Origin of the sequence: Pseudomonas sp. P1.31 (genome assembly GCF_001269815.1) — a bacterium.
In the GTDB taxonomy this organism is placed as follows: Bacteria; Pseudomonadota; Gammaproteobacteria; order Pseudomonadales; family Pseudomonadaceae; genus Aquipseudomonas; species Aquipseudomonas rustica.
In genome coordinates this window covers 553,266-573,537 of record NZ_LHVN01000019.1, presented here as the reverse complement: position 1 = coordinate 573,537, position 20,272 = coordinate 553,266, and the positions used below count along the sequence as shown (strand labels likewise).

21 protein-coding genes and 3 tRNA genes are annotated in these 20,272 nt (G+C 57.7%); 12 read left to right on the top strand and 12 right to left on the bottom strand.

Annotation, left to right across the window (positions count from 1 at the left end; translation table 11 throughout):
* Window positions 1–30: 30 nt before the first annotated feature.
* Both AD669_RS13330 and AD669_RS13325 read right to left on the bottom strand, forming a co-directional pair.
* Window positions 31–312 (bottom strand): peptidylprolyl isomerase, encoded by a 282-nt coding sequence (locus AD669_RS13330; protein ID WP_053120421.1) that lies wholly within the window; start codon window positions 310–312, stop codon window positions 31–33.
* A gap of 95 nt (window positions 313–407) precedes the next feature.
* Window positions 408–1,277, bottom strand: coding sequence for a triacylglycerol lipase (locus tag AD669_RS13325; RefSeq protein ID WP_053120418.1), 870 nt, complete (start codon window positions 1,275–1,277; stop codon window positions 408–410).
* A 335-nt stretch (window positions 1,278–1,612) separates the two neighbouring features.
* Here AD669_RS13325 and AD669_RS13320 point away from each other — a divergent pair, with 335 nt between their 5' ends.
* Entirely contained in the window at window positions 1,613–2,791 is a 1,179-nt protein-coding gene (locus tag AD669_RS13320; RefSeq protein WP_156316151.1) for a hypothetical protein, read from the top strand.
* Between the two features lie 43 nt (window positions 2,792–2,834).
* Here AD669_RS13320 and AD669_RS13315 read toward each other — a convergent pair whose 3' ends face one another.
* Window positions 2,835–3,911 (bottom strand): 3-deoxy-7-phosphoheptulonate synthase, encoded by a 1,077-nt coding sequence (locus tag AD669_RS13315; protein ID WP_053120416.1) that lies wholly within the window; start codon window positions 3,909–3,911, stop codon window positions 2,835–2,837.
* Between the two features lie 618 nt (window positions 3,912–4,529).
* On the opposite strand from AD669_RS13315, the gene AD669_RS13310 reads away from it, so the two are divergent.
* The 8 genes from AD669_RS13310 to AD669_RS13275 all read left to right on the top strand — a co-directional run bounded on the left by AD669_RS13310 (window position 4,530) and on the right by AD669_RS13275 (window position 9,458).
* The gene (locus AD669_RS13310; protein WP_053120414.1) at window positions 4,530–5,291 is read left to right on the top strand and encodes a carbon-nitrogen hydrolase family protein; all 762 of its coding nucleotides are present in this window, start codon (window positions 4,530–4,532) and stop codon (window positions 5,289–5,291) included.
* Window positions 5,288–5,731: an N-acetyltransferase gene (locus AD669_RS13305; RefSeq protein WP_053120412.1), complete on the top strand. Its 444-nt coding sequence runs from the start codon at window positions 5,288–5,290 to the stop codon at window positions 5,729–5,731. The genes AD669_RS13310 and AD669_RS13305 overlap by 4 nt, the downstream gene beginning before the upstream one ends.
* 127 nt (window positions 5,732–5,858) lie before the next feature.
* Window positions 5,859–6,500, top strand: a complete 642-nt coding sequence (gene uvrY, locus AD669_RS13300; RefSeq protein WP_024012761.1) for a UvrY/SirA/GacA family response regulator transcription factor — start codon at window positions 5,859–5,861, stop codon at window positions 6,498–6,500.
* Window positions 6,501–6,502: 2 nt separating this feature from the next.
* Window positions 6,503–8,326, top strand: coding sequence for an excinuclease ABC subunit UvrC (uvrC, locus tag AD669_RS13295; protein WP_053120410.1), 1,824 nt, complete (start codon window positions 6,503–6,505; stop codon window positions 8,324–8,326).
* A gap of 32 nt (window positions 8,327–8,358) precedes the next feature.
* A complete protein-coding gene (gene pgsA / locus AD669_RS13290; RefSeq protein WP_053120408.1) occupies window positions 8,359–8,919 on the top strand; it encodes a CDP-diacylglycerol--glycerol-3-phosphate 3-phosphatidyltransferase in 561 nt (186 codons plus the stop codon).
* A gap of 60 nt (window positions 8,920–8,979) precedes the next feature.
* Window positions 8,980–9,055: transfer RNA gene (locus AD669_RS13285), tRNA-Gly, on the top strand.
* A 47-nt stretch (window positions 9,056–9,102) separates the two neighbouring features.
* Window positions 9,103–9,176: transfer RNA gene (locus AD669_RS13280), tRNA-Cys, on the top strand.
* A gap of 195 nt (window positions 9,177–9,371) precedes the next feature.
* Window positions 9,372–9,458 (top strand) — tRNA-Leu (locus AD669_RS13275).
* Window positions 9,459–9,529: 71 nt separating this feature from the next.
* On the opposite strand, the gene AD669_RS13270 is transcribed toward AD669_RS13275, so the two are convergent.
* On the bottom strand, window positions 9,530–10,483 hold the full coding sequence (locus AD669_RS13270; protein ID WP_053120407.1) for a LysR substrate-binding domain-containing protein: 954 nt from the start codon (window positions 10,481–10,483) through the stop codon (window positions 9,530–9,532).
* Between the two features lie 141 nt (window positions 10,484–10,624).
* On the opposite strand from AD669_RS13270, the gene AD669_RS13265 reads away from it, so the two are divergent.
* From AD669_RS13265 to AD669_RS13255, 3 genes are all read left to right on the top strand, one after another.
* Window positions 10,625–11,803, top strand: coding sequence for a M20 aminoacylase family protein (locus AD669_RS13265; RefSeq protein ID WP_053120404.1), 1,179 nt, complete (start codon window positions 10,625–10,627; stop codon window positions 11,801–11,803).
* Window positions 11,804–11,833: 30 nt separating this feature from the next.
* Window positions 11,834–13,138, top strand: coding sequence for an MFS transporter (locus AD669_RS13260; protein WP_053120403.1), 1,305 nt, complete (start codon window positions 11,834–11,836; stop codon window positions 13,136–13,138).
* 100 nt (window positions 13,139–13,238) lie between these two features.
* The gene (locus tag AD669_RS13255) at window positions 13,239–13,496 is read left to right on the top strand and encodes a hypothetical protein (RefSeq protein WP_053120488.1); all 258 of its coding nucleotides are present in this window, start codon (window positions 13,239–13,241) and stop codon (window positions 13,494–13,496) included.
* A 43-nt stretch (window positions 13,497–13,539) separates the two neighbouring features.
* On the opposite strand, the gene AD669_RS13250 is transcribed toward AD669_RS13255, so the two are convergent.
* The 8 genes from AD669_RS13250 to modA form a co-directional block, all read right to left on the bottom strand.
* Window positions 13,540–13,824, bottom strand: a complete 285-nt coding sequence (locus tag AD669_RS13250) for a hypothetical protein (RefSeq protein WP_053120401.1) — start codon at window positions 13,822–13,824, stop codon at window positions 13,540–13,542.
* Window positions 13,825–14,110: 286 nt separating this feature from the next.
* The gene (locus AD669_RS13245; RefSeq protein ID WP_053120399.1) at window positions 14,111–14,341 is read right to left on the bottom strand and encodes a hypothetical protein; all 231 of its coding nucleotides are present in this window, start codon (window positions 14,339–14,341) and stop codon (window positions 14,111–14,113) included.
* Window positions 14,342–14,462: 121 nt separating this feature from the next.
* Window positions 14,463–14,693, bottom strand: a complete 231-nt coding sequence (locus AD669_RS13240; protein ID WP_053120397.1) for a hypothetical protein — start codon at window positions 14,691–14,693, stop codon at window positions 14,463–14,465.
* A 71-nt stretch (window positions 14,694–14,764) separates the two neighbouring features.
* Window positions 14,765–16,393: an ABC-F family ATP-binding cassette domain-containing protein gene (locus tag AD669_RS13235; protein ID WP_053120395.1), complete on the bottom strand. Its 1,629-nt coding sequence runs from the start codon at window positions 16,391–16,393 to the stop codon at window positions 14,765–14,767.
* Window positions 16,394–16,537: 144 nt separating this feature from the next.
* The gene (locus AD669_RS13230) at window positions 16,538–17,575 is read right to left on the bottom strand and encodes a DNA topoisomerase IB (protein ID WP_053120393.1); all 1,038 of its coding nucleotides are present in this window, start codon (window positions 17,573–17,575) and stop codon (window positions 16,538–16,540) included.
* 72 nt (window positions 17,576–17,647) lie between these two features.
* Entirely contained in the window at window positions 17,648–18,727 is a 1,080-nt protein-coding gene (gene modC / locus AD669_RS13225; protein WP_053120391.1) for a molybdenum ABC transporter ATP-binding protein, read from the bottom strand.
* 3 nt (window positions 18,728–18,730) lie between these two features.
* Entirely contained in the window at window positions 18,731–19,411 is a 681-nt protein-coding gene (modB, locus tag AD669_RS13220; RefSeq protein ID WP_053120389.1) for a molybdate ABC transporter permease subunit, read from the bottom strand.
* Complete coding sequence (gene modA, locus AD669_RS13215; RefSeq protein ID WP_053120386.1) at window positions 19,412–20,179, bottom strand: molybdate ABC transporter substrate-binding protein; 768 nt, start codon at window positions 20,177–20,179, stop codon at window positions 19,412–19,414.
* Window positions 20,180–20,272 lie beyond the last annotated feature (93 nt).

Below are 20,272 nucleotides of genomic sequence, written 5' to 3'. Positions count from 1 at the left end.
GGGCCGTTATGTTTCATTCAATGCGAAGGATCAGTCCTGACGGCTGGTCACTTCCAGCAGGTGATAACCGAACTGGGTTTTCACCGGGCCTTGCACGGTGTTGACCGGTGCGCTGAATACTACGGTGTCGAATTCCTTGACCATCTGGCCAGGACCGAACGAACCGAGGTCGCCGCCCTGACGGCTGGAAGGGCAGGTGGAGTTGGCCTTGGCCACTTCGGCGAAATCAGCACCGGCTTCGATCTGGGCTTTGAGTTCGTTGCACTTGTCTTCGCTGGCAACAAGGATGTGACGGGCAGTGGCTTTAGCCATGGGGAAAATCTCCAATCAATATCAGTAAAGTGCGGAGCCTACCGGATTCAGTGGGCGATTTCTCGGCAAAGTTCCGTTTGCGTGACGCGGCAACTTCACAGGTTAGCTGCCTGCAGGCGGCGGGCATGCGCCACGTAGAGTTCGATCGGATCCGGTGATACTGCGCGCAAGGCACTTGCGCTACGCAGAATGGACAGATGGTCGAACGGGTAGTCCGAACGGATCACTTTCCCCAGGTGAGAACTGTAGCGGCCGACAAATCCGTCGTTTTGCCCAGCGTCTTTTTTGAAGTATCTGGCTAGGTTTCGGCAGATGTGCTCCACCGGATCGAGCGTTGGCTGACTGTGATCCGGCAACGTGCCGCTCCAGGAATAGTAACGAACATCATTGACCGATTCTTGCCCTTGGCCGCCCCAACTGTCGGGCAGGCCCTGAGGGTATTTTTCGTTGAAGCGGCCAATGCCTTGCGTCGTCAGGGCGCCAAGCGCAGCGATCGCATTCTGCGGCATGGCTATGCGGCCACTGAGCACCGACAAAAAATCGGCAAATAACGTGACGACTGTCTGCGCGATTTTTTCTGGCAGTTGTCCGGGAATCAGTGCTTCACGCAGCACATCGGCCAATTCCGAACCCTGGTTGGGGCCACTCACCGATGTCACGGAAGCGACGGCGTGTGGGGCAAGCGCCGCAGCGTATCGGGCGGCGAGTGCGCCCTGACTGTGCCCGATCAGATTGACTTTGCTCGAATCGGTACCCCTGAGCACCGTGTCGATTTGCTGCAACAATTGTTCACCGCGCATTTCGTTGTCATGGGTGGCTGAAAGATGCGGTACAAGCACTCGGCAGCCAACAGCCTGAAGTGCTTTCTTGACGTCGTGGAAGAGTTCGAAGGAGCCAATACGCTCGAATCCGAACAGGCCATGTACCAGCAGGATCGGGTACTGAGTTGTAGCATTCCGTTGCATGTTGACTACCTTTTCGCAGAGGTTCTGGGTGAAATCTGCGTGCCACTCTAAAACAGTCATTCCGTTAGCGAAGTACGAATAAGCCTCGGTTGTCGTTGGAATCTGGACTAGAAGCTGTACGAAACTTCGGAAAGTGCTGAAATCCAGCTCCTATTCTTTGGACGTCTATCGGACGGCGTGTTGGTTTTTTTTGCGGCTTGCCTACTTTGCGTGATGCCTTTGCCTCCGTGCTTAAAGGCAATCGGCTGATATCCATTGAATGATTGACCGCGTTAAATAGGGGCAGTCAACGCAGTCATTGACGACAGCGTTTAATCCAAGGAATGGAGGCACCCATGACTACGCATGAAGCACATCTGTCAGTCGCGTCATCGCAGAACCCCGGCACTTTTCAGCCGCGCTGGGTTGCACTGGATAAACAGGGCGCGCTGAGTTTCAAAGCGGATGAAACGTCGCTGGAGTTCTGCTTTCGAGCGGGCAATACCCTGGATGCCGAGGCAGTGCTTGCATTGCCCGCACCGAATCTTGATTCGATGACACAAGCCGTACTTGACCCGTCCCTGAAGAGGGCCATCGTCCGGATCCCGCCTTACCCGAACATGGCGTGCGGCGATAAAGTGCTGTTGCGCTGGGAAGGGCTCGATATCGATGGGTTCACCTATCAGCATGAAAGCGCTCGTTTCGTCAGCGAAGCACAGGTCGGCAAGGAAATCGTATTCGTCATCAAAGGCGTGCATGTCGCGGCGCTGGATGGTGGGTCGCTGGAAATCTACTGGACGCTTTTCAGTGCCAAACAAGCGCAACCGCTCACGTCGGCAAGGTTGCAACTGGACGTCGGCGATGTTCGCCCGAGGTTGCTTGCGCCCTATGTCGAAGAAGCGGTTGGCGCAATCCTTGATCCTGAGCGACTCAGCGAAGGCACCTGCATCAGCCTTCGACCGTATTCACGTATGGCCGAAGGCGACAGAGTGTTGTTGACCTGGCAAGGTGCTGTTCTGACGGAGGTGTTTAACGATGCATTGACCCTGCAGTCGTTGGCGGTAGGCAATACGCTGTCTTTCTGGATTGGTGCTGATCTTATTGCGGGACATCTTGGCGGCGAAGTGACAGTGCGTTATCGGGTTGAGCCGAAAACTGGCGAGGCGCGAGATTCCGACATCGCAACCTTTGTCATCGCACCTTTGATTCGTGGTTTGCTCGAGGCGCCGGATGTCCTCGAAGCTCAGGACGAAGTGCTTGATGTGGTGGACTCAACGGATGGCATCACCGTTGTGATCGGCAATGCCCAAGCTCAGGAGGGTGAGTTGGTCTATCTCAAGTGTGATGGTGATTACTTCAACCATCGTGACGAGCGTGAGATTACCCGCGAGTCAGCGGGGCAGCCGTTGGTGTTTATCGTGCCCCACCGGTTCTGGCGTGAGCATCAGGGCTCGACAGTGCGCATCGCCTATTCAGTGGAGCGCTCGGATGATGACAGTCAAGCCTCCGCGATAACGCTGCTACGAGTTGAGTAGCACGATTGCCCTCCGGTGCGAAAAGTACCGGAGGGCGTTGTCATCAGGTGCGCGGCTGAGCACTCAAACGCTTTGCGGCATCCAGAAGCAGGTGCTCCGTCGCGTTGAAACCCAGGCAACCATCGGTGATGGAAACGCCGTAGCGCATCGTAGGACTCAGCGGCTGGCAACCTTCGAAAAGATGCGACTCGATCATCATGCCGATCAGTGAGCGGTCACCTTGCAGGCGCTGTTCGAGTACGTCATTGAAAACAGCGGGCTGACGCGAAGGATCCTTGCCGCTGTTCGCGTGACTGCAATCGACCATGATCCGGCCGGGGATTTTCAGTCGGGTCAGTTCGGCATTGATGGCGGTTACGCTGTTGCGGTCGTAGTTTGGCCCCTTGTGGCCGCCGCGCAGTACCAAGTGGGTATCTGCATTGCCCGGCGTTTGAATGATTGCCGGATGCCCTTGGCTGTCGACACCGAAATGCCGATGCGGGTGTGCGGCTGAGCGCATGGCGTCAACGGCCACTGCGGCGCCACCGTCGGTGCCGTTTTTGAAGCCGACCGGCATGCCCAGACCGCTGGCCATTTCGCGATGAATCTGCGATTCGGTGGTGCGCGCGCCAATGGCGACCCAACTCAGCAGGTCATCGAAGTAACCGGCGGCCATGGGTTGCAGCAGTTCGGTAGCGACTGGCAAACCGAGGCGAATCATTTCCAGCATCAGTTCGCGCGACAGGCTCAGGCCTGCCGCCATGTCATCGCTGCCATCGAGGTGCGGATCATACGCGAGACCTTTCCAGCCCACCGTAGTGCGGGGTTTTTCCACGTAAGCGCGCATCACCAGGAGCATTTCGTTGCTGGCTTGATCGGCAAGACGGGCGAGTTTGTCGGCGTATTCGAGGGCAGACTGAGGATCATGGATTGAGCAAGGGCCGACGATGACCAGTAAACGTTGGTCTTCACCGTTGAGAATGGCGCGTACCGCCTGGCGGTGGGCGGCGACTTGCTGGCTCAAGGCAGTGCTCAGGGGCAATTGCTGCTTGAGTTGCAACGAGCTGGGCAGACGCAGGGTCAGCGCTTCATTGGCAGAGTTGAGGCTGGACAGTGGCAGAGCAGAAACGGACGAGTTCATATTCACAATTCCTGGGCTGGCGGCGGGTGCTTCCCGCTCGCTCGGCCCTACTGGGGTGTTCGACAATTGGCCGTATTGGCTACGTGTGTGCGTTTGCCACCGGTGGGTGACCGATCGGAGGCGGCAGGCTGTCCCGAGCGGAGGCTGATAAATCGCCAGGCGGTAAAAGTGTCGTAACGGTAATAAGTGGCGTAGTTCATGGGTAAATCCTCAAAAGTGTCTGGTGTGTTGCTGAAAAAGCAGGGGCCAGAAAAAACAAAACCCCCGGTCGGGAGGCCGACCGGGGGTTGAGAAATCTCTGGTAGGCGACCCGTTATACATGGGCGCCGTTTGGGTATCAGGCGCGCTAGTGGCTAAACCAATACCCAAAATAAAAGCTGACCGGAGCACAAACGTCTTTCGCCCACGCAGCCGCCATCGAGCGCAGGGCGCTGACGATACGAAGCTGTGGAAGGGCGTTGAACATGGTCTGTCTCCAATGAATGCGCCGAGCTTACTAGAGGCCGATGCGCCTCAGCAATCATAAAATGCTATGGCGTGAAGAACAATTTGCCTATCGCTTGAGCGTAGCAACAGTTGTGACAAACTCAGCGTTTCGCCTGAACCCAAGGATGAACCATGTCGACGCTGACCATTGCTGCCGCCCAATCCATCTCCATTGCGGGGGATCTTGCGGCGAATATCCAACGCCATTTGTGCTTTATCGAAGTGGCGGCGGAGCAGGGCGTCGAGTTGCTGGTCTTTCCGGAGTTGTCGCTGACCGGTTATGAAGGTGAGGCGGCAGCAGCGTTGGCCATTGATCCGCACGATGCGGTCATTGAACCGTTACGCGATCTGGCGCGAACGCTGGGCGTCACCGCTGTCGTCGGGATGCCGATCCGGGCAGATAAAGCGTCTGCGGTATGGATTGGCGCGTTGGTCTTGGGGGCTGATGGTTCGCTCGGTGTTTACAGCAAACAACATTTGCACACGGGCGAGGAGCGGATTTTCGCCCCCGGCATCGGCGGTGCAACACTGCGAATCGGTGACGATAAGGTTGCGCTGGCGGTCTGCGCTGATTTCAATCACGCCAGCCACGCGGCCGCTGCCGCTGACCAGGGTGCCAATCTGTACGCGGCGGGTGTATTGATCAGCGAGAAAGGCTACGAGCCAGATTCTGCGTTGCTGCACGGCTATGCTCGTCACCATTCGATGGCCGTATTGATGGCCAATCACGGAGGTCTCACCGGCGGCTGGCAGTCTGCGGGTCGCAGTGCGATCTGGTCAGAAACTGGCGATCTTTTGGTTTCGGCAGCAGGAGCGGGCGATTGTCTGGTAGTCGCACAGCGTCGTGATGGCGAATGGAGCGGGCGGGTCGTTGCAGTGGATGTGCCACGATGACGTTCCGGTTACGTCGTGCAACATCTGAGCACTTGGCGTTCGCCCGCGATCTCACCTGCAGGAACATGTTGCCGTACTACATTCAACATGAGCTGCTTTGGCAGGATGAAGCCTTTGACGTCGCCTGGACGGGCCGAGAAAACTGGCTGATCACCCGCAATGATATAGCGCTGGGGTTTCTCAGCCTGAGCCGCGATGCGCGGGCACTGTATATACGTGAATTGCAGCTGGCTGAAGCGTTTCAGGGGCAGGGCGCGGGATCCTGGGCAATTGATCAGGTTATCGAGATGGCTCGCCATGAGAAGCGTACGGCTTTGCGGCTGACGGTATTCGAAAACAATCCGGCAAAAAATTTGTATCAGCGAAAAGGACTACAGCTTCATGGAAAGGACGAGTGTTTCCTGCGCATGCAGCTCGATTTGAGCACGCCTGTGCTCTGAAAGCCACGGCTGGCAAGACCTCAAAGATGAATTGAAACTTTTTAAATGCGGCTTTCCGCTAGGTCTGTCTGGCTCTTTTTGCTAAGGTGTCGGGCATCCCAATAAGACCATATCGCGAGGTGTCTGCTTGATTAGGGTGCTAGTGGTCGATGACCATGATCTCGTTCGTACAGGCATTACACGGATGCTGGCCGATATCGATGGCCTGCAAGTGGTCGGCCAGGCCGAGTCCGGGGAAGAGTCCCTGATCAAGGCGCGTGAGTTGAAGCCCGACGTGGTGCTGATGGACGTCAAGATGCCCGGCATCGGCGGCCTTGAAGCCACCCGCAAGCTGCTGCGCAGTCATCCGGACATCAAGGTGGTTGCCGTCACTGTGTGCGAAGAAGATCCCTTTCCGACACGGTTGCTGCAAGCAGGTGCCGCCGGTTACCTGACCAAGGGCGCGGGATTGCCGGAGATGGTTCAGGCCATTCGCCTGGTCTTTGCCGGTCAGCGCTACATCAGCCCGCAGATCGCTCAACAGTTGGCGATCAAGTCTTTCCAGCCGACCAACGATTCGCCGTTCGATGCCTTGTCCGAGCGCGAAATCCAGATTGCGTTGATGATTGTTGGTTGTCAGAAAGTGCAGATCATTTCCGACAAGTTGTGCCTGTCGCCAAAAACCGTGAACACCTACCGTTACCGTATTTTCGAGAAGCTCTCGATCAGCAGCGATGTTGAGTTGACCCTTCTGGCAGTCCGACACGGCATGGTCGATGCCAGCGCCTGACCATGACAGAAGTATTCGATTCCGGCGCCTTTCTCTCCACCGTCAGTGGGCGCCCCGGCGTTTATCGCATGTTCGACAGCGATGCGCGCCTGCTCTATGTCGGCAAGGCCAAGAACCTCAAGAAGCGTTTGGCCAGTTATTTCCGCAAGACCGGGCTGGCGCCAAAAACCGCTGCGCTGGTCGGGCGTATCGCTCAGGTCGAAACGACCATCACCGCCAACGAAACCGAGGCGCTGCTACTCGAGCAGACGCTGATCAAGGAATGGCGGCCGCCGTACAACATTCTGTTGCGCGACGATAAATCCTATCCCTACGTGTTTTTGTCGGACGGCCAGTTCCCGCGTCTGAGCATTCATCGCGGCGCGAAAAAGGCCAAAGGCAAATATTTCGGGCCATATCCGAGCGCCGGGGCGATTCGCGAAAGCCTCAGCCTGCTGCAAAAGACCTTTTTCGTCCGTCAGTGCGAAGACAGCTATTACAAGAACCGCACCCGTCCGTGCCTGCAATATCAGATCAAACGCTGCAAAGCGCCGTGCGTCGGCCTGGTCGAGCCTGAGGTCTACGCCGAAGATGTGCGTCACTCGGTGATGTTCCTTGAAGGGCGTAGCCACGCGCTGACCAATGAACTCTCGACGGCGATGGAGGAGGCAGCGATCAATCTCGAATTCGAGCGCGCCGCCGAATTGCGCGATCAGATCGCCTTGCTGCGCCGGGTTCAGGATCAGCAAAGCATGGAAGGCGGTACGGGCGATATCGACGTCATTGCTGCGTTCGTCAACCCGGGCGGTGCCTGCGTGCATCTGATCAGTGTCCGTGGCGGGCGCGTGCTCGGCAGCAAGAATTTCTTCCCGCAAGTCGGGATTGAAGAAGACGTCTCTGAGGTCATGGCGGCGTTTCTCGGACAGTACTTCATCAGCAGCCCGGAACGCGATCTACCGAGCGAGTTGATCGTCAACGTCGTCCACGAAGATTTCCCGACGCTGATCGAAGCCATTCACAAATTGCGCGGGCGTGAATTAGCCATCAGCCACCGGGTGCGTGGCACGCGAGCGCGCTGGCAGCAATTGGCCGTCACCAACGCCGAACAGGCACTGAGTGCGCGTCTGGCCAACCGTCAACACACCGCTGCGCGTTTCGAAGCATTGGCCGAAGTGCTCAATCTGGACGAGCCGCCGCAGCGTCTGGAGTGCTACGACATCAGTCACTCCAGTGGCGAAGCAACCGTCGCATCATGCGTGGTGTTCGGCCCGGAAGGCGCAATCAAATCCGATTACCGTCGCTACAACATCGAAGGTGTGACAGCGGGCGACGATTACGCCGCCATGCACCAGGCCTTGACCCGACGCTTCAGCAAGCTGAAGGAAGGCGAGGGCAAGCTGCCGGACATTCTGCTGGTGGATGGTGGCAAAGGTCAGTTGTCGATGGCGCGTGACGTGCTCAACGAATTGGCGGTGCCGGATCTGATCTTGCTTGGCGTTGCAAAAGGCGCAACGCGCAAGGCTGGTTTCGAAACTCTGTATCTGAATGATGCGGCGCACGAGTTCACGCTGCGCGGCGACTCACCGGCGCTGCATCTGATCCAGCAGATCCGCGACGAAGCGCACCGTTTTGCAATTACCGGGCACCGCGCACGTCGCGGCAAAACCCGGCGTACCTCAACGCTGGAAGGCGTTGCCGGTGTCGGGCCTACCCGCCGTCGAGATTTGCTCAAACATTTTGGTGGATTGCAGGAGCTGACTCGTGCCAGCATCGAAGAGATCGCCAAAGCCCCGGGGATCAGTAAAAAGCTCGCAGAGTCGATTTATGCGAACCTGCATAGCGAGTAGAATGCCCCCTCACCTCGTAGCCAGTTGTGCCGATGAATATCCCTAATCTGATTACCGTTCTACGCGTCCTGCTTATCCCGATCTTCATTTTGCTGTTCTATTTGCCGTACCAGTGGAGCTACATGGCGTCCGCTTCGGTATTTGCCTTTGCCGCTGCAACGGACTGGCTGGATGGTTATCTGGCCCGTCGCCTGGAGCAAAGCACGCCATTCGGCGCCTTCCTCGACCCGGTTGCCGACAAGCTGATGGTCGCCGTCGCATTGGTGTTGTTGGTGCAAGAACACGGCAACCTGTGGTTGACTCTGCCAGCCGCCGTTATCATCGGTCGCGAGATTGTCGTGTCGGCACTGCGTGAGTGGATGGCCGAGCTGGGTGCTCGCGCGCATGTCGCCGTGTCCAATCTCGGCAAATGGAAAACCGCCGCACAAATGCTCGCACTGGTGATCCTGTTGGCCAATCCGAAGGACTTTACCTTTTGGGTCATTCTGGGTTATTCGCTGTTGATGATCTCCGCAGGCCTGACGTTGTGGTCGATGGTTCAATACCTTCGCGCTGCCTGGCCACATCTGAAGACCGATGTTGAAAAGAAATAAAACTTTTTTGAATCAAGGGGTTGACGGAGCTTCTTAATTCTATAGAATGCGCATCACCAAGCGGGAATAGCTCAGTTGGTAGAGCACGACCTTGCCAAGGTCGGGGTCGCGAGTTCGAGTCTCGTTTCCCGCTCCAAGTTTAAAACGCGTTTGTTGTTGTGCTACTGATAGCAAACGTTTTGAGGCCGAGTAGCAAAATGGTTATGCAGTGGATTGCAAATCCACCTACGCCGGTTCGATTCCGACCTCGGCCTCCACTATAAACAAGCTCCGTAGATCCATGATTTACGGAGCTTTTTTATTTGCACTGCGCTGTAAGATTTAGTCTATAAAACAGCCAATGCGAACTTGCTTCACCGGGGAGTGATGTATATATTTCCCGCTCGGCTGTTCAAGCCTGCATCCTGTCAGGATCGCGACTGAACAGTCGGAGACAGCAACACCGCGCTACCGCCCGAATGGCGAAACTGGTAGACGCATGGGACTTAAAATCCCCCGCTCGTAAGGGCGTGCCGGTTCGATTCCGGCTTCGGGCACCATGAATATCAAGGGCTTGCATGACATATCTCATGCAAGCCCTTTTTTGTGCCCAGAAAAACCCGCCGAGTATTCAGATCAACAATTCCAGCGTATCGAACAACTGGACATCCTCTTTGCGCGCCGAACGCGCGCGACGGCGGATAACCTGCGTCAGGCATTCAACAAAACACTGAGCGGCCACGCCCAACTGCACATTGCGGGTGGTGACGATGCCTATCGTGTCAGTCGCAAACGCTTCCTTCAGCGGCAGTCGCGCTACACGCTCGCCATACATCGGCACGGTCAACATCGGCTCGGGGAAGTAACTGAGCATGTCAGTTTGCTCAATCATCGATAACGTCAGCTGAGGCGAGTGGGCGCGGTGGATGTGTTGCATATCGATCTGCGCACCGTGTTGCCAGAACAGTTCGGTCATCAGGCCTTCGTGACTGGCATCCGGGTAGTTCACCACCCAATCCATATCGAGCAATTCATGAATGGATTGGCTGTGCCGCCGTGGATGCTCGCGGCGGGCAACGACCGCCATCTGATAGGCAAAGAGGGGGTCGCTGACGAACTCCGGTCGCGGTAGCAGCGATGAGACCAGGCCAACCGCAAATTCCATCGTGCCGTCACGCAATCTTGGCAGCGCCACCGCCATCAACCCCTCGAAAATCTCCAGACGCACTTTTGGCATGCGTTGACGAAACAGCATCACCACTTCCGGCAATAACGTCATGCCCATCCAAGGCGAGATCCCCAACCTTAACTGGCCTTGCGCCTCGTGGCTCAGATGCGCGAGTTCCAGTTGCGCGCGCTCCAGTTGACTGAGCATCTGCCGCGCATGTTGCAGTAGAGACTGTCCGTATTGGGTCAGCACTACGCCGTTGGCATTGCGCACCAGCAGTGGCAAATGCAGGTGTTCTTCAAGCTCACGCAACGCTTTGGCGACTGAGGTCTGCGAGACACCCAGTTGCCGCGCGGCAGCACGAATGCTCCCGCAGTCGGCGGTCATCACCAGCGCGCGCAATTGATGCAGCTTCATCACTTCTCCCAGTCAAAGGTGTAAACCAGCGGGTTTCAGCCCCCGCTTTTTGCGACTGCCACGGCCATCGCCAACTGATTAGCATCGCAGCCTATCAGCGGAACACCCGAAAACAAGACTTTAAAAAATGAGGAGTACGTGATGATCGACCTGCCTGCGCTGCCCGGTATCCGCGCGATCGAGGAAGAAATGATTGCGCTGCGGCAACACATTCATGCCCATCCAGAATTGAGCTTTGAGGAGTTCGCCACTGCCGACCTCGTTGCCGGAAAACTTGAAGAATGGGGCTATCAGGTGCATCGCGGTATGGCGGGCACCGGCGTCGTTGGACTGTTGCGCAACGGCAGCGGTAGTAAAATGATCGGCCTGCGTGCCGACATGGACGCCTTGCCGATTGTTGAGCAAACGGGCCTGGCGTATTCCAGCCGACACGATGGCGTGATGCATGCCTGCGGGCACGACGGTCATACTGCGATGCTGCTCGCGGCTGCCAGACATCTGGCCGACAGTCGCGAATTCGATGGCGCGCTGGTAGTGATTTTCCAGCCCGCAGAAGAGGGCGATGGCGGCGCGCAACGCATGTTGGATGACGGCTTGTTCGAGCTGTTTCCCTGCGATGCAGTGTTTGCGATGCACAACATGCCGGGCCTGCCGGTCGGCAAGCTCGGTTTTTTACCGGGGCCGTTCATGGCCTCCACCGATACCGTGACCATTCGAGTCGACGGTATTGGCGGGCATGGCGCGATGCCGCACAAAGCCATTGATCCGTTGTTTGTCGGCGCTGCGATTGTCATGGCGCTGCAAAGCATCGTCTCGCGCAACGTTAATCCGCTCGACACTGCCGTGGTCACCGTCGGCTCCTTCCACGCCGGCATTGCCCCGAATGTCATTGCCGATCACGCCGAACTGCAACTGAGCGTGCGCGCACTGAAACCTGAAGTCCGCGACGAATTGATCTTACGAATCACCGACCTGGCTGAAGCGCAGGCAACAAGCTTCGGCGCGAGTGCCACTGTCGTCGTCGATCAGGCCCAGCGTTTTCCGCCGTTGATCAACCATGCCGAAAGCACCGAATTTGCCCGACAGGTTGCCGTCGACTGGCTGGGTGAGGAGGGGCTGATCCGCGATCTGCAACCGCTGACCGGCAGCGAAGATTTCGCCGTCATGTTGCAGCGCTGCCCCGGCTGCTACCTGCTGATTGGCAACGGGGACGGCGAGGGTGGCTGCATGGTGCACAACCCGGGTTACGACTTCAACGATCAATGCCTCGCGACAGGGGCGAGCTATTGGGTGCGCCTGGTCGAAACCTTTCTGCGCTGATTCGTGATCGATCTTTGAGGAGTTCACCCGATGTCTGCATCTGTTTCCAGCGCAATACCTGCGACTTCTTCAGTTCGAAAACCGCTTGGCGCGCGTGCCATTGCCGCGATCACCATCGGTTCCGGGCTGGAGTTCTACGATTTTTCTGTTTACAGCTTTTTTGCCACGCTCATTGGTCGGCAGTTTTTTCCGGTCGAAAGCACGTTAGGACAATTGCTGCTGTCACTGGCAACCTTTGGTGTCGGCTTCGGCATGCGCCCGATTGGTGGTCTGGTGCTGGGCGGCTACGCCGACCGCGTTGGGCGTAAACCGGCAATGATGGTGACGTTATGGCTGATGGCGCTGGGTTCGTTGATGTTTGCGATTGCGCCGACGTACGCGCAGATCGGCATCGCGGCGCCGGTGATCATCGTGCTGGCGCGGCTGGTTCAGGGCTTTGCGATCGGTGGCGAAGTGGGCGCCTCCACAGCGATGTTGATGGAATACGCTGACGATCGCAGCCGTGGCTTTTATGGCAGTTGGCAGCTGTTCAGTCAGGGATTGAGCTTCATGCTCGGCGCGCTGGTGGCACTGGCGCTCAGTTCTTCCTTGAGCGCCGAGGCACTGGAAAGCTGGGGCTGGCGTCTGCCGTTTGTGTTGGGGATGTTGGTGATCCCGGTCGGCATCTACATCCGCCGTCACTTGAAGGAAACCGCCGCTGAAACACCAGAGGGCAGTGAGGCGACGTCCAGTCTGCGAGTCATTTTCCGGGACTATCGGCGCACTGTCGTCAGCGGTGTGTTGCTGGTGATCGGCAGCACGGCATCCAGCTATATCGTGCTCGACTACATGACCAACTACACCGTGACTGTCCTGCATCTGCCGATGACCATGGGCACGACGGCTGCCTGTCTTGGCGCGCTGGTGCAGATCAGCCTGTCGATCTGGGCGGGGCGGTTGAGTGATCGCATCGGTCGGCGGCGCACGATTGCGCTGGGCTGCGTTCCGATGCTGCTGCTGATTTATCCGGCTTTTATGTTGATGAATCTGTATCCGACGCTGATAACACTGTTGGCCGTTTCATTGGTCACCACGTTTCTGTTGGTGCTGATTACCGTGCCGACACTGGTGCTGGTGACCGAGCTGTTTCCACGGGCGATTCGTGCGACCGGGTTGTCGATCATTTATTGCTTGGGCGTCTCTGTTTTTGGCGGCTTTGCGCAGTTTTTTGCCACCGGGCTTATCGGGCTGACGGGCAATAACAACGCGCCAGCCCTGTACATGATGTTCTGCGTCGGTCTGACCTTGATCGGTTTGATGAGGGTCAAGGAGACCGCCGGCAAGCCGCTGGATTAGTGTTCGGCTGTTTGTTTCGGCGTTTCATATGCCTTGGCCGTCGCTCTTTCAATTCAGCATCTATAGTCAAATTCCCAAGTCCAAACAGGTGGAATTCGTCATGAAACGATTAGGTCTGTTCTTCGCGTCTTTGGTTGTTGCAACACCGCTGTTTGCCGCTGATGACTTGTGCGCCATTAACTTGCAGAAACTGCACGACCTCAAACAGACGGCAGTGATGGGACAGCCTGCTTTGGGCAATATCCAGCAAGACCGTAAAGATGCCGAGGCCGCGCAAAAGGCAGGCGACAAACAGAAGTGTATTGATTTAACGAATCGGGCTTTAAAGACCGTGAAGGATGTTCAGGGCAACAACTAGTAAGCAATGGGCCGGCACTCGCCGGCCCATTTTTTATTGCGGACTAAACGAAGGCTTGTCCGGCAAAGCCGCGAGGCAGGCGTTGACGCCCCGGCATCGCAGCCAAACGCTCTACCCATGAGGAGCGCCAGTTGACGGCGTGGTGTGTGGTTTTGGCCTGGCGTGTTGCGCGTCGAGCCGCGTTACGCTGATCTTTTCTGGCTTGCTTGTACGCATCGGTATTACGGCAGCTGCGGCACTTCACGCGATTGAGTTCGCGGCTGGCAGTGAGATGTTTGCCTTTATGCCCGCAGGCTAAATGACCATCGACGTTGAAATGGATAACCATGAATCGTCTCCTTTGTGACGTGTACTAAATTGTGACCACTGATAGCCGCAGGTGTTCGCCGAGCCAAATTTCAGGCAAAAAAACACCCGCATGCGGGCGGGCGTTAAGTGTGATCTCCAAAGGAGTGATTTCACTGTAGGCGCGCAGATGTCATGATTTTGTGAAAATAAACAAATCAACGAGGAAAATATAAACGCCGGACAGATAATCCCTCGGTAACACAGCCGTCGCCGCTCTAGAGCCCCGATCGAAAGTCGCAGCGGGGCGTTCGTGCTATTCGCGTTTGTTATCTAAACCGTGGCAGAGGCCGGTCAATGGGTCTGAGCGCCGACAGCGTGTTGCGAATCAACGGCGCGTCTTTCTCGATGTCATTCAGACGATCGCGAATACGCAGGGCGGTGGGGTGACCGCCTTGATGATCAACCCAGTCGGCGATCTCTTTGCAAGCGGCCGCGAGGCGCGCCTGCCGGGCGTCGAGCAAGGTGAGGAGGGTGGTGATGGACTCTTTTTCGGACATGGAACACCTCCGTTCGGTGAAACCGCTGAGCGGCAGCAAAAAGCCCGCGAACTGCGAGCTTTATGCCGTTGGGGCGCTGCTCCCTCAGCTGGTTTCAGTATAGACCCGCAAATGATCAGCATCAGGCTGACGATTCGCGAGCCGGCAATATCGAACTCGCTGCGTTGAGGCGCAGGCATTCGCGCCGTGCGTCTTCCTCCCGGTCGTAGCCATCGCCGATGAAACCGCCTGTGCGTGTATCGCAAATGCGAAACCAGCCGATGGCTTCGGCGGGTTCGTGCTGGCTGTCCTCGGCGCGCCGACCATGAATGATGATCTTGTTGCAACGCTTCACAACGAAAATGTCTTCCATGGCGTCACCGCAGCTGATTCGTGTCAGATCAACTATAGAAGCCTGTGGCAATCGTGCAAAAAATAGTCAGCTCAACTCGTCGGTTGCAGCAGCCAACCGCTTGGCTGCCACGTTAGCCGATGGCTTGGATTCAACGCTTGTAGAAACGTCTGGTCGTGGGAAACCGCGACAATGGCGCCGGGAAAACTCTGTAATGACTGTTCGAAAGCTTCCACCGAGGCCAGATCCAGATGATTGGTCGGTTCATCAAGCAAGAGCAATTGCGCCGGAGTCTGGCGCCACAACGCCAATGCCAGTGCAGCCTTCAGGCGTTCGCCGCCGCTGAGCAAAGCGCAGGGCTGGGTCGCACGCTGGGCATTTAGTTGAAGGTGCGCCAGATAACTGCGCAGGGTGCCTTCGCTCAACGGAGTTTGCTGAGCCAGCAACTGGTCAACAATGGAGTTTGCGTCATCAAGCAGACGCAGTTGTTGATCGAGGAACGCCAGCGGTACATGAGTCGTGCAGGTACCGCTGGCCGGTTCCAGTTCATCGGCGAGCATGTTCAGAAGGGTCGATTTACCGCAGCCGTTAGGACCACTGACGGCGATGCGCATCGGCCCCTGGATCGCGAGACTCAGTCGGCTCACCGGCGATAACCACGGCAGACACGCGTCCACGAGCGTGCAGACTTGGCGGCTGTTCGGCACCACGCTGCCCGGAAGATTGATCAGCACGCTGTCTTCGGGCAGCACCTTTGCAAACGCCTCACGCACGCGGTTATCGAGATCGGATTTACGCGCCTGATGGCCAACGCGCACATGTCCCATGATGTCCCGCGCCGCGCCTTTCATCCCGGCGCGTTCGATGCTGGAAACGTTCGCGGTTTGCGCATTGCGCCGGCTGTTGGCGGCATGGCGCTGGATCGTGTCGTGCTCGCGTTGCAGGCGGGAACGCTCGCGCTGGCGTTCGGTTCTGGCTTGGTCGAGGTGTGACTGAGCGGCTGCGTGTTGCAGGCTTCGTTGTTCGGTAAAGGCTGAGTAGGAGCCGCTGAAAACATTTACGCCCAACGGCGTCAGTTCGACGATCCGCTGCATCCGCTCCAGCAACTGTCGATCATGACTGATGACGATCAGACCGCCGCGCCAGTGTTGTAGTGATCTCAGCAGCCATTGGCGACCGGCGCTGTCCAGATGATTGGTTGGCTCATCCAGCACCAGCAATTGCGCCTGGCTCAACAGCGCTTTGATCAGGGCGATTCTGACTTGTTGGCCGCCGCTGAGGTTTTCGGTGAGGTCGGTATCAGCGATATCGGTGAGTCCGCACTCATCAAGCATCTGCCGTAAACGTTCCGGCAAATCCCAGCGATCGCCGATGATGTCGAAATCGTCGGCGCTGGCATTGCCCTGGTCGAGGCGCTGCAGTGCTTCAAGTACTTGGGCTGTACCCGTCGCGTCCGCCACCGTTTGGCCAGGGGCGCCGACAAATGTTTGGGGTACGTACATCACAGGCACTGCGCTTGATACGCTCCCGGAGGTGGGCTGTAGCTGCCCGGCAATCAGGCGCGCGAGCAGGCTTTTACCGACACCGTTGCGACCGACAATCGCGGTCGGGACATGATCGAACTGCAGATTCAGTGCGTTGAAAATCGTCTCGCCATTGGCGAATTGGAAACTCAGCTGATTGAGCGAGACGAGGGCAGGCGTACGCGAGACGTGAGTCATCGGCACCTCCAAAAAATGTCGTGAAGACTGACAAACGCCAAGCGGCGACTGTCGCGATTACATTTTTAGAAGGCCTGATTGTTCACTTCTGCGGTCATCCTGAAGAGGGGAAGGTGGCTAGCCTAGACGACGATGCGCGGACGATCAAGGTGCGACGGCCATCTCGCTCATCCGTTCGAGAAACATCGCCAAGGCCACTTCTTCACTGCGCAGCCCCTTGCGTACGCGAGGTCGCGGCAATTCGGCGAGGGCACCGAGCATGAATTTTTCTACCACGGCGGGGTGGATGTAGCACTTGCGGCACACCGCTGGCGTGTTGCCCAACTGTTTGGCGACGCCTTTGACCATGTCGACCACATGCCGTTTGGCCTCGGTTTCCGACTCCCATTGCAGTTCACGCAACACCGCCAAGGCCAAGGCGCTGCCGGCCCAGGTGCGGTAATCCTTGGCGGTGAAATCGGCGCCGGTCAGGGTTTGCAGGTAGCTGTTGACGTCGGAAGAACTGACGGTGTGGCGCTCGCCGTGTTCGTCCAGGTACTGAAACAGATTCTGTCCGGGGAGCTCCAGGCAGCGTTTGATAATCCGCGCGAGGCGTCGATCCTTGACGGTGATCTGGTGTTCGATGCCGCTCTTGCCGCGAAACTGAAAGAGGATCGCGCTGCCATTCACTTCGACATGGCGACTGCGCAGGGTGGTCAGCCCGTAAGAGCGATTGTCGCGGGCGTATTGCGTGTTGCCGACGCGAATCAACGTGGCGTCGAGCAGAGTGATCACCGTGGCCATAACCTTATCGCGGCTAAAGCCGGGCGCGGCCAGTAGTGTTTCCAGTTGTTTGCGTAGTTTTGGCAGCGCCAGACCGAACTCGCGTAGCCGCGAATATTTGTCGGCATCGCGCACTTCGCGCCAGCGAGCGTGATAGCGATATTGCTTGCGACCACGGGCGTCGCGGCCGGTGGCTTGCAGATGACCGCGCGGGTCGGCGCAGATCCACACATCGACATAGGCCGGCGGAACCGCGAGGGCGTTGATGCGTTTGATTTCGTCCGGGTCGGTAATGCGCTGACCGGACGGCTCGAAATAGGCGAACTTGCCGCGCAGTTTTTTGCGGGTGATGCCGGGCTGCGTGTCATCGACGTAGTGCAGGTCGGATGGCAGTGCATCGGTCAGCTCGGTTTCGGACATGGCGACTTCCTTAAGTGGCGCGGCGGTCTGTAAAACGATTGACCGCGCGCTCTCGCCGTGGTGCCGAATGATTTATGCGAGCACTGCAACTGCCTTGATTTGCGCCCAGAGTTGCTGGCCCGGTTGGATCGCCAAGTGATCGCGCGAGTAGCGGGTGATGCGCGCGAGCAGTGGGGTGCCCCCGGCATCGAGACGAATCAGCACATGGGCGGCATTGTCCGCCGCTTGTTCGCTGACAACCGTGACCGGCAAGCGATTGAGAATGCTGCTGGAGGCGTCATTGTGCAGCGCCAGACTGATGTCGCGCGCGTGAACCTTGCAGCGCAAGGCTTGACCCACGGTCATCGGTTCGTGAGTGACACGAATGTTCATTTCGGTGGCAGGCAGTTGCAGGCTCAGCAGTTGGTACTGCGCATCGTAAGCGCTGACCTGACCTTCGATGATTACCCCGGCGTCATCACCCATTGCCATCGGCAGATCCAGACGCGCTAGGGTTTCGCCAATCGGGCCGCTGGCCAGCGCCTTGCCGTCGCTGAGCAACACCAGATGGTCGGCCAGTCGCGCGACTTCGTCCTGCGCGTGGCTGACGTACAGCACCGGAATATCCAGTTCGTCATGCAACCGTTGCAGATAAGGCAGGATTTCGCTTTTGCGTTGGCTGTCGAGGGCGGCGAGGGGTTCGTCCATCAGCAACAGTTTCGGGCTGGTCAGCAGTGCGCGGGCGATGCCGACACGCTGGCGTTCACCGCCGGACAAATGCTGCGGATGGCGTTCGAGCAAGTGGCCGATGCCGAGCAGTTCGGTGGCTTGTGCCAGATCAACCCGGCGCTGCGATTTGGCGATACGTTTGAGGCCGAATTGCAGGTTGGCCAGCACCGACAGATGCGGAAACAGACTGGCTTCCTGAAACACATAACCCAACGCGCGTTTATGCGGCGGGACGAAAATGCCGTTGTCGCTGTCTTGCCAGATTTCGTCGTTGATTTGCACGAAGCCTTGCTCGGCGCGTTCCAGGCCGGCAATGCAGCGCAGGCAGGTGGTTTTGCCCGAGCCGGAATGTCCGTATAACGCGGAAACACCGCGCCCGGGCAAATGCAGATCGACATCCAGGCTGAAGCCCGAATAAGCGATTTTCAGACGTGCTTCGATCATCGATCAGCTCCAGCCTGCGCGGGTTTTGCGGCTGGAATAGAGCGCCAGCAACACGAGGAACGAGAACACCAGCATGGCACCGGCGAGCCAATGGGCCTGCGCGTATTCCATGGCTTCGACGTGGTCGTAGATTTGCACCGAGACCACGCGGGTCTTGTCAGGAATGTTGCCGCCGATCATCAGCACGACGCCGAATTCACCGACGGTATGCGCGAATCCGAGGATCGCCGCCGTGATAAAACCGGGACGGGCCAGCGGCAGAATCACGTTGAAGAATGTGTCCCACGGATTGGCGCGCAAGGTCGCCGCCACTTCCAATGGGCGGGTGCCGATCGCCGAGAACGCGTTTTGCAACGGTTGCACCACGAACGGCATGGAATAGATCACCGAGCCAATGACCAGTCCGGTGAAGCTGAACGTCAACGTGCCAAGCCCGAGCCACTGGGTGAACTGGCCGAGGAAACCGTGCGGCCCCATCATCAGCAACAAATAGAAACCGATAACGGTCGGCGGCAGCACGAGGGGCAGGGCGACGATCGCCCCGATCGGGCCGCGCAACCACGATTGGGTGCGCGACAACCACAGGGCAATCGGAGTGCCGACAACCAGCAGTATCGCGGTGGTCAGGGACGCCAGTTTCAGGGTCAGCCAGATCGCCGCGAAATCGGCACTCGTCAGCGACATTTAGAGCTGGTAGCCGTAAGACTTGATCACCGCAGCGGCTTTCGGGCCTTTGAGGTATTCAACCAGTGCTTTGGCGGCGGCGTTGTCTTTGCCTTTGTTGAGGATTACGGCGTCCTGTTTGATCGGGTCGTGCATGCTGGCTGGAACGATCCACGCCGAACCGCTGCTGACTTTGCCATCCTTGTAGATCTGCGACAGCGCTACAAAACCCAGTTCGGCGTTGCCGGTGGAAACGAACTGGTAGGCCTGAGTGATGTTCTGGCCTTCAACGATTTTGGCTTTGGTGGCTTCGGTCAGTTTCAGTTTTTCCAGCACCTGGGTGGCGGCCAGGCCGTAAGGTGCGGCTTTCGGGTTGGCGATAGAGAGATGTTGGTATTCGTTCTTCTTCAGCACGTCGCCTTTGGCATCGACATAGCCTTCTTTTGCCGACCACAGCGCCAGGGTGCCGATGGCGTAGGTGAAGCGCGAGCCTTTAACGGTATCGCCTTCCTTCTCGAGTTTTTCCGGGGTAGTGTCATCGGCCGAGAGGAACACTTCGAACGGCGCTCCGTTCTTGATCTGGGTATAGAACTGGCCAGTGGCGCCGTAGGCTGCGACCAGTTTGTGCCCGGTGTCTTTTTCGAAATCTGCCGCGATGGCTTGAATCGGTGCAGTGAAGTTGGCAGCAACTGCCACTTGCACTTCATCAGCCTGAGCAGCCCCGATGGCGAAGGTCGCCAGCAAAGCGGCCAGGCAAGTTGGGGCAAAACGTGAGGCACGAGTGGTCATGTAACAGCTCCGTTGTTGGCAAGTGCAGAGGGCAGTTATTGTTGGAGGTGGACTGCGCCGATGCGAGGGTGGTTTCGCTATATAGCGAAATAT